Origin of the sequence: Acetobacter syzygii, assembly GCF_000964225.1 — a bacterium.
Lineage (GTDB): Bacteria > Pseudomonadota > Alphaproteobacteria > Acetobacterales > Acetobacteraceae > Acetobacter > Acetobacter syzygii.
Genome location: NZ_BAMZ01000004.1, coordinates 32,749 through 47,919, shown reverse-complemented (window position 1 = coordinate 47,919; position 15,171 = coordinate 32,749). Strand labels below are relative to the sequence as shown.

Genomic DNA, 15,171 nt, shown 5'->3' with positions numbered 1-15,171 from the left:
CCTCTCGGGTCGTTCTGTCTCCACAAAACCCGGGGCAATTCAAAGGCGTATCGGGGACGATGTCCGCGTCCTCAGCACTCCAACAGCTTTTGAACGGCTCGGGCCTCTCTTATATGGCGAAGGGCCACGATGCGTTTGTAATCGTTAAAGCCTCTACCAACATCACCCTTGGTCCTGTGCGTGTAGGTGGAAAAATTGCGCATCAGGACCCCACGGGGCCTGGGGTAGGGTATGTTGCTACAACTACCATGGCAGGAACAAAGACCGACACACCGATCACGGAAATACCGACCTCAATTTATGTGATCACAAAACAGCAGATGATCGATCAACAACCACAGAACATTCAGGAAGCGTTACGTTATAGTCCCGGTGTTTATTCGGAACCATATGGTTCGTATTCGTCAGGCGAAGCACTCGGGAGCGGTGGTGCGATCAAGCAGCGTGGATTTAGTACTCAGCAGTTTGTTGACGGTTTGATGAGCACGTCCCTGACGTCAGGCGAGACCTCTTTTCTTGAGCGGATCGAAGTGCTTAATGGGCCACCCTCTGTCATGTATGGACAGTCCGCGCCAGGTGGCTTGGTCAATATGACCCTTAAAAAGCCCACTGATACTCCCCTTCATCAGGTCTCTGTTGGCTTCGGAAACTGGAACCGCTACGAAGCGACCATCGATGTCAGCGACAAAATCACAAAATCTGGGAACGTTCGTTACCGCATTGCAGCGATCGGCGATACACAAGGAGCCCAGTCAAATTACACTCATTACAAACGTGTCGGTATTCTTCCTTCCCTCACATGGGATATCGATCCGCGTACATCTCTGACTCTTATAGGCTCTTATTCTTACACGCCAGCGAACGGAGCAAATGCTGGAGCACAATATCCGGCACAAGGCAGCTTAGTTACGGACGGCTACCGGCGGATATCACGCAGCACTTTTGCTGGCTTGACTAACTGGTGGAATGAAAAACCCAGAAAAAATGCCATGTTCGAATACCAATTTAAGCACGAATTTAATAAATACATCAATTTCAGTCAGGTGCTTCGCTATGAAAAAACAGTACAAAATAGTAAAGATTCTTACAACGATGGGAGTGTTGATAGCGCCACTCCTAATCTGCAGTATTATAGACCACAGACAAGAAATTACTCTTCCGAAAGCATAGCTTTTGACACTCGTCTCGATGGAAAGTTTAAAATTGGAAATGTAAAGAATACGTGGGTAGTCGGATCAGATTTTCGGCATTATGATTTAAATCAAAATAATATAATATCATCAACAGATGCGATTATTGATCTCTATAATCCACAGGCGACACAGTTTACGCCATGCTTGAATATCGCTTCGAGTTCTGGTTGCCATGTGCGAGGTTACGATGGAACATGGAGTTATTTTCAGGAAGGTGTTTATTTTCAGGATCAGATAAAATGGAAAAGATTATCAGTTATCTTAGGGGGACGTCAGGATTGGTTTAACGATCAATCACATTCTTATAATTACAGAACCGGTCAACACGACACATCATACTCTCAAAGCAAATTCACTTGGAGGGCGGGGCTGATTTATAATTTTGATTTCGGTCTTTCTCCTTATTTTAGCTACGCGACGTCATTCACACCTCAGGACACCACGAACTGGCAAGGGCGTCTTATCGCCCCTTTACAAGGCAAGCAGATGGAGGCTGGCCTAAAATATAAAGTTCCTAATAAGGATATCCTAATAACAGCATCCGCATTTCATATAGATGAGGATCACTACCTTATAAGTGATCTTATCCATACGGGATATTCAGAAGATGCGGGGCGTGTCAAATCGCAAGGGTTTGAGGTATCAGCGAACGCAAACATTACACGGAACCTGCGCGTTCTTGCGTCTTATAGCTACACGGATGCTCGCTTCGCAAAAAGTAATTTAACATCGCGAAAATATAATCCTTACATCGGAGAGTTTTATGGAGCGGCGATATCACAAGAAGGTAAATCGGTTCCTCAAACTCCACGAAATATGTTCTCTGTCTTCTTTGACTACGATCTTCCAAAAGCCTGGGCGAGAGGATTTGGGATCAACTGGGGTCTGAGATATGTTGGATTTAATTATGCTGGCAATGTTGAATCCTTTAAGGCCCCTGCGTACATTCTGTTCGATGTGGGAGCACATTATGATTTTGGCGAAGTGCTACCTGCCCTACGAGGGTTGAAGGCGCAATTGGCCATGTCGAACCTGACGAATAAATATTATATTACTACCTGTGGAGCAGGCGGCACTTGTTATATAGGCCAGGGTCGCCGAGTATATGGAAACCTGACATATAACTGGTGAATAACTGGTGAATAACTGGTGAAATTTCTTCACCCCGAATTGCGGAATTTTTTCCCATTAAATTCAGCAGTTTGATTCTCGTCTCCATGTCAAAATCGTGGGGTAGCCTCGCTGTAAAAAATGTGGGTTGCCCCTTCAATTTCCACAAGGTCACGCCGTAAGGCATAAGTATTCAATATAATCAGGCATGGAAGCCGTGCTATAATATCTGTATCCACGGCAACCGGACGGAGATTGCCATGCAGCCGTTTCCCCTTGATCAGGCTTTTACGTTTCTGGAATCCGGGCCGGTAACGCTTGTGACCACGCATGACGGCAGACGCGACAATGTCATGACGATTACCTGGACCATGGTGCTGGATTTCGACGCGCGTTTCGCCATCACCACTGGTCCCTGGAATTACTCATGGGAAGCGATTGAGAAAACGCGGGAATGTGTGCTCGCCATTCCGCCCGCAGACATGCTCGACACAGTCGTGGGGATTGGTCTCTGCTCTGGCAGGGATACGGACAAGTTCGAAAAATTCGGTCTTGCCCGCCGTAAGGCGGACAGGGTGAAAGCACCGCTTCTGACTGAATGTCTGGCGAACATCGAATGCCGCGTCATCGACATCATCGCGCCGTATGGCATCGTCATTCTTGAAGGGGTTGCGGTCCATGCCGACCCGCATCGCAAGGAACGCTCACCCCTGCACGCTATTGGCGATGGCACCTTTGTGACAGACGGGCCTGTGCTGGATCGACGTGTAATGATGCGCCCGAAGCTACCACCGAGCGTTCTTACACGTAAATCATAGTCCCTGCATGATCATTCCCGTGGGGTCTGCCGCAGGCTGCGGTCGCGCTGGTGGGCGACGATCCCACGTTTGACTGCAAAGAATTTAAAAATTTAACAGGCCTTAATTGGCTAAAAAAGAAAGTACGTTATAAAATAAATTAACAATGCAAGAAGGTTCCATTTTATCGTATGCGAATATCAATGGTCGCATGGGCATTTTGCACGTCCGTAAGAGTGACGTGAGCAAAGCCGGGTGCATCGGGTGTCCAGGATGGTTGCGCACCGGGCGGCACATTTAGCGGAGTGCCATTGATATACCAATGATAAGGCGGATGGCCGCCTGAGCCTTCCAGCCCGATGGGAACCATCGTGCCATCGGAAGAGCGGCTTTCAATTTCGGCATGATTGCGTGGGAAGATGATCTGCGGTGCCTGTCCGTGTTGCAGGACCCGCAGGGCAGGTGACAGGACTGCAACAGCACGATGAGGTTGAGCACTGGCTGTCGAGGCTGATTTATGCGGGAGTGAAACCAGAGAGAGGAGATCTGCCAGCACGGGTCCCGCCGTATCCCGTCCTGTCAGCCCCGGAGAGGCAGTGCCGTCCGGGCGTCCGGCCCATACACCGACTGTTGCCTGCGGAGTAGAGGCCATTGCCCATCCATCACGGTTGCCATAGGATGTGCCTGTCTTGAAGGCAACGTCCTCCCATGATGCTACGCCAGCCGGTGGAGCGGTACCCCGCAGGATTGTACGAATATCGGCATTGGCTCTGCTGGACAGCAGGACCGTCTCGGACGTTGTCGCTTTCGGGTCTGTTGGTTCATGGTGCAGGGGGGCGACGTAACCATTATGATCGAGTGCCGCGTACAGCATTGTCAGGTCATGGAGTGAGATGCCTGCTCCCCCGAGAACGATTGCAAGGCTCGGTGCGCTTTGTGTGCCATCCGGGTTTTTGGGTAGTCGCAATCGTACACTGCAGCTGGAGAGGCGATCCATGAACCGGGAGGGACCAACCCGTTCCAGCGCCTGAATGGCAGGCACATTGAGTGAAAGCTGAAGGGCTTCACTCACAGTGGTTTCCCCCCGGAAAGCATGGTCAAAATCTCTGGGGGCATAGCCGCCAATGGTCAGTCGGCTATCGCGCACACGTGTGTGGGGTGTCATCCAGCCTTTTTCAAACGCCATCCCATAGACAAATGGTTTGAGTGTGGAACCGGGAGAGCGGGGCGCCAAAACAGCATCTATCGCATTGCCCGGAGCTTTATGCTCGGCCCCTCCGACCCATGCAATGATCTGCCGCTCGTGGTCAACAATCAGTGCGGCAAATGTTCCACGCAGCGGGGCAGGGTGGTTGGCAAGCACTTGCCGTGCATTGCGCTGGAGCCGTGCATCAAGCGTTGTCACCACCACGCCGTTGCGTCCTGCGCTGATAAAATGACCGGCGAGTTCAGGGGCGTCATGCGGCACGCCGCGTGTGTCTGGTGTTGGCCATGCAACAGGTCTTAATGAAGTGGCGCGTTGCAGTGTGCGCTGTGCTGCGTTCAGCAAGGTATTGGGATGGCGGTCTGGGCGGAGTGCGGCGGGCCGCCGGGGTAAAGTGACAAGGAGCGCAGCCTCGGTGGATGTCAGATGGCTGGGTTCATGCCCGAAATAGAGCAGGGATGCCGCACGGATGCCTTCGATATTCGTACCTTCAGGAGCCAGTGTAAGGTAAAGGTTCAACACGCCCCGGCGGCCGAAGCGCCATTCAAGCTGGAGGGCACGCAGGATATCCCGCAGCTTGCCACCCCATGTATGACGGTGCGGGGTAAGGAGGCGGCTTGTCTGCATGGCTAGAGTTGAACCGCCAGAGACAATATGACCACGCTGGACCAGTTGCCAGATGGCGCGTGCAAGGGCCTGCGGATCAACCCCGGGATGGCTTTCAAAGCGGTGGTCTTCCGTCGTCAGCAGGAGCGTGATGTAAGTCGGATCAACATTCTGGCTTTCAACCGGCAGACGCCAGAAGCCATCGCGGCTTGTATGGCCGTCAAGCAATGTATGGTCGCGGGCTTGAACAAGAAGGGCGGCTTGCTCGGCCCGATACAGGTCTGGCGGGTTAAAACGGTCGGCCACCAGCAGACCAGCCGGAAGGAGGCTGGTGAGCAGCAGGCCTAGTGTACAGTTTCTGGCGAGGAGGCGAAAATCCCTCAATGTGCGGTGATCTCGACAGTCCCTGATGCCGTGCGCGCCATCAGGCTCGGCAGACGCTGTGCGCTGACTATGGCTTCTGGTAGAATGAAGCGGCCCGGCGTAATGGCGCGGACGATATAAGCGACATGGAAACCCCGCGCCGTAAGGTCTGGAGACTGTGTGGTGAAGCGCACCGCAGCACTAAAACGATCATCCAGTGCTGCAGCATGTTCGGCGTTGCTGAGTGTGCCCAGAAAAGCGTAGGGGAGCTTTGCGCGGTCGTTTTCAGGGTCGTCGCTGTCATGGTCATCAGATGCGACATCCTCAGGAGACACAATGCTCTCAATTTCCCATCCGGCAGGAAGCAGGCTGGTAATGCCCACCAGATACTGACCGGGGTGGAGGGCCGTGCCTTTGAGACTGACGATAAACCGGTCATTCTGTTGCATATGTGTCAGGTCAAATGGCTGGCCAGTCAGGGTAAAACCCTGCATGGTCAGTGTCAGTCCCTTGGTGAGAGGTTTGACATCCCCGGCTGGTTCGCCTTGCACGGTCAGGGTGCTGAACAGCATCTTCCTGCCGGTATTTTCAACCTGAAGACCTTTTTCGAGTGCGGTGGAATCAAACGGATAGGTAAGTGGCAGGCGCAGTGGCGTGGTGTTGGAGCGCCCCTGCACACGCACACTCCGGCCGTCAGTATCCCTGTTCAGAGCACTGGCAGATTCGAGCAGTGCCGTTTTGGTCGCGGTTGTCAGCATATCAGGCGACAGAGCCAGCTTGCCAAACCGCCCGATGAGCAGATGGGTGCGCTGGTCGTCATGCGCTTCGGCTGTTAAGGCAGCAAGCCCGGCCAGATCGCGCACGTAGGTCCAGTATCGGTAATCCCACAAATCCGGCTTTCCGGTGCGGGGTGGCCCGAGTGCCGAGATGGCTGCGTCCAGCAGTGCTTCTGGTGATGTCGCGCTGTTGTCCACCGGCGCATCGTCCATTGCGAGGGCGACAGCGAGATGCCCAAGAGCCAGAGGAAAGGCCTGTGCATTGGAGCCTGCCGTGCCAGCCCAGACATAGCTGATACGATTACCATCCTGCTGCGTGACGAGTGAGGCAGCGAGAGTGTGGATTGCATCAGGGTGGAGGCGACCCGCGCGGGCCAGCACGTACGCCGCGTAAGCACGTGTATTCAGCTGTTCTGCCAGCCTTTCACTATCATGCTCGTCATCGTCGACGCTTTGAGACTGGAGCTGCTCGCTTTCAATATGGTTGAGCAGCAGGTCGAGCCGGTCCTCCGGCACGGGGTAGCCAGCAGCTTTTGCCCGGACCAGGAAATCGGCAAGATAGTCCAGATCGTCGGGAAGACTGAGGCCATCGGAGCGGTCCCATTGGCCAATCTCACCTGACGGGTTCTGGCGATCAAAAAGGGTATTGATGACTGACTGGATGGATTTGCCCGGACTATCTCTGTGATCGCGAGTTTGGGGGAGGGGCTGGTTGCCTTGTTGTAGCAGCGCACGGGCCTGAGCTGCGAGTGTATTAGAATCCCCCCACACGCTGGTTTGCAGGGATTCTTGCAACCCGACGGTATCAAGGCCGTCCGATGCGGAGATGTTGAGGGTTATCCGTGCGTCTACCGGGTTGAATCCCGCAAGTTCCGTACGGTCCCATGTTTTATGGCTACCGGGTGGGAGCGGCACAGTCCGGCTGACGGTAAGCGGAACATGCGCCAGCCTGATGCCGATGGGCCAGCTTCGTGTCAGCAGGGCTTTTGATGAGCCGGACCGGTGCAATGTGAGATGGATATGTGCAATGGCGGTGCGGCCCGGCAAGGTTGGGGTGGCGGCCAGCGCAACACGCAGGTCAGCGCGCCCACCGGGTTTGACAGGGGCGCTAAGTGTGCCGGAGCCGAGAACGCGGAGCGGCCCATCCGTGGTAATCTGGACTTCGTAAGATGCTGAAGGCGCATCAACATTGATGATGGAGACCTGTGCCTGTGCCGTATCTCCCGGGGCGAGGAACCGTGGCAATCCAAGGTCGGGAAAAACCGGGTCCCGTGCTGTGATGTCTGCCTGCGCGTTGCCAACGGCATCTTTGTTCCAGGCTGAGGCCATCAGGTGAAGCTGGCCGTCAAAATCCGGTACGTCGAACGAGAGAGTGCCGTGTCCGGTGCTGTCGAGCGCGACTGGTCCCTCGAACAACGCGACGCTTTCCGTTGTCCGTACGGGTGGGCCGTCCGCACTGCTGTCATTTGACGTTGCATCTCCCCCAGACCGAATTTGGCCATTTTTCGCATCACTGAGCAGGAGAGACCCGTAGTTGTCCAACATGTCCAGCCCGAGACGGGGGCGACCGTAAAGGGCATCAAACAGGTTGAGCGGCGTGAAATGCGTGAGGTTGAGAATACCCTGATCGACCGCGGACACCGCGACCTGCACCTGCCCTACCGGGAGACCCTGACTGGCCTGAACTGTCACGGGAATGGTAATGCGGTGGCGCGGTGTGACAGTGCCTGGCGCCTCAAGCCTTACGTTCAACCGGTGCGTATCCTGATTGACACCAATCCATGTGACGCCAACCGCTCGCACAGGGTCATGGGGGCGCAGGCCGGAGGGGCTGTTGAGGGGGCGATAGAGTGTGACCAGTACATAGGCGCCGGAATGCCAGTCCGGTGTGGCGGTTACCGGCACGTCCAGCCCTTCTTTTGGAACGTCCACGAAGCGTGTGTTCAGCACGCGGTCTGTTGCAAGTGTTATCTGGGCTTGTCCGGCAAAACCACCGCCAATGTGGATGATCGTACTGCCGCCTGACGCGATATGGGCATCGCGTACGCTGAGCGGTAGATGGTCCGGTGTGTTGGCATCACCGCTTCCACCCCAGCCGATCTGAAAGCGGAGTGAACTGCCTGTTACCCCGCCACTTTCGGTCGGGATGGCACTCAGGCGATATTCGCCCCAGTCCAGCGTGGGGGTGATCCGCGCTGTGCCTTTGGCATCTGTTGCAAGATCGCCCGAGCGCATAGGCACGTCCACGGTGTGACTGCTGAAGGTCCAGCCATTGTCGGGTGTGTGGGACCAGTTATAGATCCGGTTGACGCGTGCCAAAGTCCAGTGAATTTTGCCGATGGCAACCGGACTGTTGTCAGGCGCGAAACTTGCAAGGTCAATGGGGATAACAGCACTGCCCATGCTGGAGGAGGGATCTGTTGCAACACGGAGGCCGATCAGCGGTGTGGTGCGCCGGACGGGAATTGTAAAGTGCTCACCCACACGCCGCCCCATGGGGTCAAGAAAACCGGCACGTATATCAAGAGCAAGCGGTCGGGTAAGGCCCTGAGGAATATCCGGCGTGAAGGTCAGTTGAGTATGGCCTTCATGATCGGTTGGAGCTGCGATGATGTCGTCACTAGTTGATGGTATCTCTTCATTCTCAAACCCAAAGGCCCAGCCTGTGTGGTTAGGAATCGGGTCAGTCGCGGCAACAAGTTTGTAGGAACTGTCACTTTTAAGGCTCGCACCGGGCGCGCCGTAGAGAAAGCGTGCTGAGGCATCAATCACAACGGCCTGTCCGGCGGTTGCGGAAGCTGGAGGCCTGAAACTGGTTTCGATACTGGGGGGCACGAAATCCTGAACGCTGAAACGGGCCGAACCGATAGCGGGTAGGGATGGGTCGAGTAGAATATCAGCTTGCCACAGGCCAGTGGGTGCGCTGGCGCTCAGAGGCAGAGTGGTCGCGTAGCCACCTTCTGCTGCACCTGTAAGCGGAATGCGCCGTTCTTCCATCATATCCGGACGGCGTAGAACAAGAACCGGGTGTGCTTCTGGAATAGCCTGTCCGGCCCGGTCACGCAGAAGAGTGAGGAGATGCACGCTCTCACCGGGGCGATAGATCCCGCGGTCAGGTTGCACGAGCGCGCGACTGCTCCCCTGAAAGGGGCTGACTGCGTCAGCAAGATGCTGTTCTGAAAAATCGAACCATTGCCGGTCAAGATGCAGAAAACCGAAATCCTCTCCCTTGCTGGCAAGCAGGACCGCAGAGCGGTCTGCCATGGTGCCACGGAGCAGGGGGGCATCAAAATGCCCAAGGCCACTCGCATCCGTTGTGACTGTTGCCAGAGTGCCGCCATCACGGGCGCGCAGTGTCAGCGTCACATCAGGAGTGGGCTGCCCGCTCATCAGGGAGCGGGCACTGACTGTCAGCCCATCTTCACCCCGCAGCATGGTCAGGCCAAGATCGCTCAGATTAACCCAGTGGGCAGAAATAGGCTTGCTTTGCAGGAGATCGGTGTTGGTGCTCCCACGTTTAAGCGCGGTTTCCACGGAGCTTTTTTCGGGCGGCGTTGCGGCGTCTTCAACCGTCACCAGATAAAGTCCGCTCTGTCCTGCGCCAATTATCTCTGCCAGCGGGAAGCCAGTTGTTACAGATCGGTCTGCCGCATGATCGATAGCCATGGTGCCATGCCAGATTTCACGCATGGTCGTGTCCAGCAGGTTCTGGAATGTATAAGGGTCAAAACTGGTCTGGTTCAGATCAGGAAGCGTGCTGTCGATATGATCTGTGCCGGGAAATTGCTGATAGGCAGCGACCCGAAAGACGTGGAGGCGAACAGTGGAAACGTTAACAGTTTCAATCGCGAGGGCGGGCGTATGCCCGGTCGTGCGTCCGGGCAGGATAAAGCCGTCTCCTGTCAGCCCAACGTGCGCATCACGGCGCCCAAAGCGGGCGCTGAGTGTGAGGGGGGAGGCAAGATTCTGGCCATCAGCTGAAGCAAAATTCGGGTCGATCTTTAGTGTGTAACCCTGCCCGAAGGCGAGGTTGCCAAGGCAGAACGTGTCATTCTCAACCCGCGGTGTAAAAGCGTTTTTGGGTGAGAGATGGACCGAATGGGCCAGTGTTGATGTGTCTCGTGCGTTCAGGCTCTGATTGAAATGCAGGCAGATTTCTGGGTGTTCGCCTGTTGCATCGAGAGAGGTATGCTGGAACGAGAAAGGCGAGGACTCAGCAGAGGCCGCCCGACTGCATGGTGCGAGGTACAGAGCCGGAAGGGCCGCAAGGCTCAGGGAAGAAAGCAGAAGACGTAGAGACAATATCTTGAACCCTGAACAGTTTATGCTGGATTACGCGATGTAAATAGTCCCACAACTGGCCGGGACCGGATTTCACAAATTACGCGGCCATGGGGATTTGGTCCATATCCGTTTCTTCGACGCTATTCAGAATAGTTGTACAACACGATCATAATAGATATGCCCAAAGTCGCTCTGGTTCATGTTCTGCCTCATCAGATGACCCATTTTCAGGTGATCCTCGCAAGCATACACATTATCATGTCGATGTGGGTTGCCCGATTCGTGAGAGGCCATGCACCTGAGTGATATGTTGGCTATGGTCAGATTGGTCTTGCAAATATCATGCGATACAAGTGCCAACTGGGAATAAGGGATGTTGGGTAATGACTAAAACTCGGCAACTTATGAAGAAGAAAATTCTCCTAGGTTTCATGTATATTATAATGTATAAACTTTCATAATCCAGAGTTTTTTTTGTTTTGCACGATAATAATTGCAAGGATACAAAAAAATAAAAATCCTATGTTATTTTTTGTATGTATGGGAAGACTTTGATAGGGCTCATTTTTATATTCAGAAGATATTTATGACTTGTTTTTTCTGAAGACCATTAGAAAACCAGCAACCAAAAGAATGATGACGGCACTGCTTAGCCCTAGTTCAGCCTCAGATTTTGTAATTGAAAATATATTAAGGTCTTTCAAAAGACCAAAGTCCATGAGTGATCCTAAAAGAAAACCAGAAATACCGACTAAAAAACCAACTTTCTTTTCTTTTGATGCAATCTTCCGATCCTGTGATGCCTGTTTTTCAGATTCCTGAATTTTTCCGAATACTGTTTTTGTTGTTTGCAAATCTTCAGAAACAGATTTCGATATCCGTGTGATTTCTGCCTTACTGGCTTCCAGATAATCATACACATCTCGGAAGACTGCTCCTAGTGCTTTCCGTTCTGGAGAAAAATTGCTTTCAAGCCATGTCGTAATATCTTTCGTTTCGGGTGTTCGAAACTCGACTGTATATTTTTTAGTTGGATCAGTGATGGCTTTTGTTATTTTGGGGCAACCATGCATGAGTTTACCTTGCCTGGACCCCTTTTTGTCCATGCAATAGGTATCGCTATGTACGATTTCTTCACCATCCTTAATTATAACGACCTGCAAAGATTTTGATGAAACACATACTTTTCGCAGGTTGGTGTCTTTGGGAGGAATACAAATGGACTTTGTCTCCCATAAGCTTTTTTCCTGTTCTTTGGCACAGATATACTCCTGACTTTCTTCATCCTTTATCATCTGTGTCGGTCTGTAAATATTGAATGTATTCATGATGCGAATGAATTGCCCTTAATATAAAATAGATAAGAAAAATTATATAGAGATTTGAATTGTATTGGTAGATTGACATTGTGGTATATTTTGTTCAAAAATATGTGATGAATTTTAAGATTTAATATGTTTAATTTCTTGTCACGAAATTAAACCCAAGTCCGCCAGTCCATTTACCTCCTCAAACTACCTGTTCGATCAAGGAGCGTGAAGGCAGATAAGCGGAGTATGCCCTTATTCAAAATATATAAGCCGCAAAATTATGATGCGAATAGCGGACAACGGAGTTTGGTCTTTCTATAGCGAGGTCCGGAGCCGACTTCAGCTGTTTAGTATAATGATGCTAATTGATGCAGCGCTATCGCTATCTTGGAACATTACGTTTATAAGGTTATTTCCGTTCACCAAAGGTATACGACAATCTTCGTCCGGATATTGCCTTGCAGAGCCTCCTTGCCAGACGTCAGTAAGAATCAAGGTGTCTCTTGAGCAATTTTTCCCTAAAACTGACTTAGGCCATGACGTGGTCCGGCGTGCTTTCGAAAAAGCAGACATTTTCTGGCTTTGATCGCAATCAGCTGTTTTATCGGAGGACTTCATCCTTGATGACCGACAGCTGCAAGATCCTTATGATCTTCCCGCTTTTTAACTCAGGTTCGTTCTGGAACTATAAAGAAGCTTGTGAACTGACGGGGGCACGCTACCCAGCGGCTCCTCTTGGCCTCATTACCGTGGCAGCCATGCTTCCCGATAGCTGGGATGTCAGATTGATTAATCGCAACACGGAACTTCTGACGGAAGAAGACCTCGCGTGGGCCGATATGGTGATGACCGGGGGAATGCTTCCGCAGAGAAACGATGCCTTGCATATCATTGAAACATGCCGAGCCAAAGGGAAGCCTGTAGTGGTTGGTGGACCGGATGTTACATCCAGTCCATCTGTCTATAAAGCTGCAAATTTTCAGGTCCTTGGGGAAGCTGAAGAGATTATGGTCGACTTCATCTCGGCGTGGCGAAGCGGCGCCAGAGAGGGAGAGTTTGAAGCGCCCATGGGCAAGGCAGACGTTACAAAAAGCCCATTACCGCGTTTTGATTTGCTGAAGCTTAACCAGTATCTGCACGTTGGGATTCAATTCTCACGCGGATGTCCGTTCAGTTGCGAATTCTGTGACATTATCGAGCTGTATGGCCGTGTGCCGCGTACCAAAACGACCGAACAGGTCATGGCGGAACTGGATGCGCTTTATGCCCTTGGTTATCGCGGGCATGTCGATTTTGTTGATGACAACCTGATTGGCAACAAAAAAGCGCTCAGAAAATTCCTGCCAGACCTTAAGCGGTGGCAAAATGAGAAGCGCTTTCCGTTCGAGTTTTCGACTGAAGCGTCGATCAACCTTGCTGATGATGCCGAATTGCTATCGGATCTTGCCGAGAGCAATTTTTTTGCTGTGTTCATAGGAATTGAAAGCCCAGATACTGACACGCTGGTCATGACGCAGAAAAAGCAGAATACCCGCCGCAGTCTGCAACAAAGTATTGAGATCATCCATAATGCGGGAATTTTTGTGAATGCTGGCTTCATTGTAGGCTTTGACAGCGAGCAAGGTAGCGTTGCTTCGGGCATGATCGAGTGTATCGAAGACACGTCGATTCCAGTTTGCATGGTGGGCCTGCTTTACGCCCTGCCGACAACACAGTTGACACGTCGGCTGCTAGCGGAAGGGCGTCTCTTTGTGGATGACGGACAAACACAATCGGGCGACCAGTGCACAGCTGGCCTGAATTTCGAGACCAGTCGTCCACGCCGGAATGTGCTGGATGATTATCGGACAGTCCTTGGAACAATCTATGAGCCGACCGCCTATTTCGGTCGGGTGCGCAGGTTAGGGCGTATGCTCAAACGCAAGCGCGCCCATCAGATGATCAAGGGAGATCTTCGTAGCTTCTTCCGGTTGCTTTTTCGTATTCACAGGGCGGGTCCCGGCTCGGCATTACAGTTCTGGCGGATGCTTTTGGACTGCGCTCTGCACAATCCAAAAGCCTTACCATATGTGGTTATGCCCAGCGCACTCTATTTGCACCTCGGTCCTTTTGCGCGGCAGGTCGTCGAAGAGATTGACCGGGAAATCATTAAACTCGATCAGGGGCACTGGCAGAGACCGCTTCTACAGCAGAATTCTACCAAGGAATTACTTCAGTCTGCCTGAGGGATAATCTTCTGTTCTTCAGATCCGTATTTAAACACAGATCTGAAGTGACAATAGGAAGATTTTTTCTAATTTTGAGATTGAGAAGTTTTTATGATTATAGTGCTTTTTATCAAAATGTTTATGAGAAATTTTCTGGAATAAACAACTGTAAATTTCTTTGTACTCATGACATGGTTATCGGGTGAAGCGTGGATGGAAACCTTTGGTCCTCTTGATAAAAAAGGCCAAAGATAGGTCGTTCTCATAGCCGGCAGGTTGAAAATTTAGTAGCTGCGTGTGGACTAAGCTTACAAGCTGCTCATTTGAAAACATGCCAGCAGCCTTTCACAATGGCTGCATCCATAGCAAAGCTTTTTGTGAGTGAAATGGTTAGGTTTTGTTACTGATCGCGCACTGCAATGACACGGTGGCTATGGTCACACACGGGAGCTACCGCTGGAGCGGTTTGTGCGAGATGCTCGGATTATGCGCATTTATGAAGGTTCATCTGAAATTCAACGAACAGTTATTGGACGTTTGATGGCTGGATAGAGAACATTGTTCGACCTTCTTCAAATTTGATAGCGTCCACCTAAACTGTAACGATTGCCGGGGTAGGTGAAAATACCTTTCATAACGGTTTTCCCCTGAACCCACGTACGGCGCACTAGTTGAAGGCAGGCCGTGGTGGGTTCATCCAATTCCAAAAGCTGCTGGAGTTGTTCGTCCGGTGTAATGGCAAAAATAACGTGTTCCATTTCATCAGGCCGGGAAATGTGCGATAGCAGGCGATGAGGATGTAGATTGGTAAAATCCTGTTCCAGATAATCTGGGACAAAGTGTGGGGAAACGTAGCGTTCTTCAACCTGAAGTGGAATATCGTCCTCAAAGTGCACAATAACAGAATGGAAAAGCTTGGCACCAGGGCGCTGATCAAATGCCATGGCTAGATCAACATCCGCTCTTATGGCTTCCAGTGTGACGAGTTTTTGGGTGTGTATATGGCCCGCAGCTATAATGTCATCAGCGATGTCATGAAGTTCGAGAAGGGTAGCCCGTGGCACAGGTTTAGCTACAAAAGTTCCAACACCTTGTGCACGCGTAACCAGCCCTTCGGCCATGAGTTCCCGTAATGCCCGATGCACTGTCATTCGTGACACGCCAAGAGTGTCTACCAGTTCACTCTCAGAAGGAAGCCGCTCCCCTACGTTCCATTCCCCTCGGTTAATATGATCAATAATATAATGTTTGACCTGTTCATAGCGCAGTTGGGGGCGGGCCGCAGTGGTGGTTTGCATCTTGGACTGGTCCTTTGGGCGGT

8 protein-coding genes are annotated in these 15,171 nt (G+C 51.9%); 4 read left to right on the top strand and 4 right to left on the bottom strand.

Features of this window, described 5'->3' with window-relative positions; genetic code table 11:
- Positions 1-2,324, top strand: a 2,324-nt coding sequence (locus Absy_RS01140) for a TonB-dependent siderophore receptor (protein WP_048852907.1), incomplete at its 5' end; no start/stop codon positions are given.
- 239 nt (positions 2,325-2,563) lie between these two features.
- The gene (locus Absy_RS01135; protein WP_048852900.1) at positions 2,564-3,121 is read left to right on the top strand and encodes a flavin reductase family protein; all 558 of its coding nucleotides are present in this window, start codon (positions 2,564-2,566) and stop codon (positions 3,119-3,121) included.
- A 163-nt stretch (positions 3,122-3,284) separates the two neighbouring features.
- On the opposite strand, the gene pbpC is transcribed toward Absy_RS01135, so the two are convergent.
- The 3 genes from pbpC to Absy_RS01120 all read right to left on the bottom strand — a co-directional run bounded on the left by pbpC (position 3,285) and on the right by Absy_RS01120 (position 11,628).
- Positions 3,285-5,216, bottom strand: a complete 1,932-nt coding sequence (pbpC, locus tag Absy_RS01130; protein ID WP_146802628.1) for a penicillin-binding protein 1C — start codon at positions 5,214-5,216, stop codon at positions 3,285-3,287.
- A 74-nt stretch (positions 5,217-5,290) separates the two neighbouring features.
- Entirely contained in the window at positions 5,291-10,351 is a 5,061-nt protein-coding gene (locus Absy_RS01125) for an alpha-2-macroglobulin family protein (protein ID WP_048852898.1), read from the bottom strand.
- A gap of 566 nt (positions 10,352-10,917) precedes the next feature.
- Positions 10,918-11,628: a hypothetical protein gene (locus Absy_RS01120; RefSeq protein WP_048852897.1), complete on the bottom strand. Its 711-nt coding sequence runs from the start codon at positions 11,626-11,628 to the stop codon at positions 10,918-10,920.
- Positions 11,629-12,266: 638 nt separating this feature from the next.
- Between Absy_RS01120 and Absy_RS01115 the strand changes: the two genes are divergently transcribed.
- A complete protein-coding gene (locus tag Absy_RS01115) occupies positions 12,267-13,868 on the top strand; it encodes a B12-binding domain-containing radical SAM protein (RefSeq protein ID WP_048852895.1) in 1,602 nt (533 codons plus the stop codon).
- A gap of 450 nt (positions 13,869-14,318) precedes the next feature.
- Complete coding sequence (locus tag Absy_RS12960) at positions 14,319-14,402, top strand: acyl-CoA dehydrogenase family protein (RefSeq protein ID WP_456303453.1); 84 nt, start codon at positions 14,319-14,321, stop codon at positions 14,400-14,402.
- 20 nt (positions 14,403-14,422) lie between these two features.
- Here Absy_RS12960 and hutC read toward each other — a convergent pair whose 3' ends face one another.
- Positions 14,423-15,148, bottom strand: coding sequence for a histidine utilization repressor (hutC, locus tag Absy_RS01105; protein ID WP_048852894.1), 726 nt, complete (start codon positions 15,146-15,148; stop codon positions 14,423-14,425).
- Positions 15,149-15,171: the final 23 nt, after the last annotated feature.

Coding starts and splice junctions, on each gene's coding strand:
- Absy_RS01135 (WP_048852900.1), top strand. CDS start 2,564: ATGCAGCCGTTTCCCCTTGATCAGGCTTTTACGTTTCTGGAATCCGGG.
- Absy_RS01120 (WP_048852897.1), bottom strand. CDS start 11,628: ATGATAAAGGATGAAGAAAGTCAGGAGTATATCTGTGCCAAAGAACAG.
- Absy_RS01115 (WP_048852895.1), top strand. CDS start 12,267: ATGACCGACAGCTGCAAGATCCTTATGATCTTCCCGCTTTTTAACTCA.
- hutC (WP_048852894.1), bottom strand. CDS start 15,148: ATGCAAACCACCACTGCGGCCCGCCCCCAACTGCGCTATGAACAGGTC.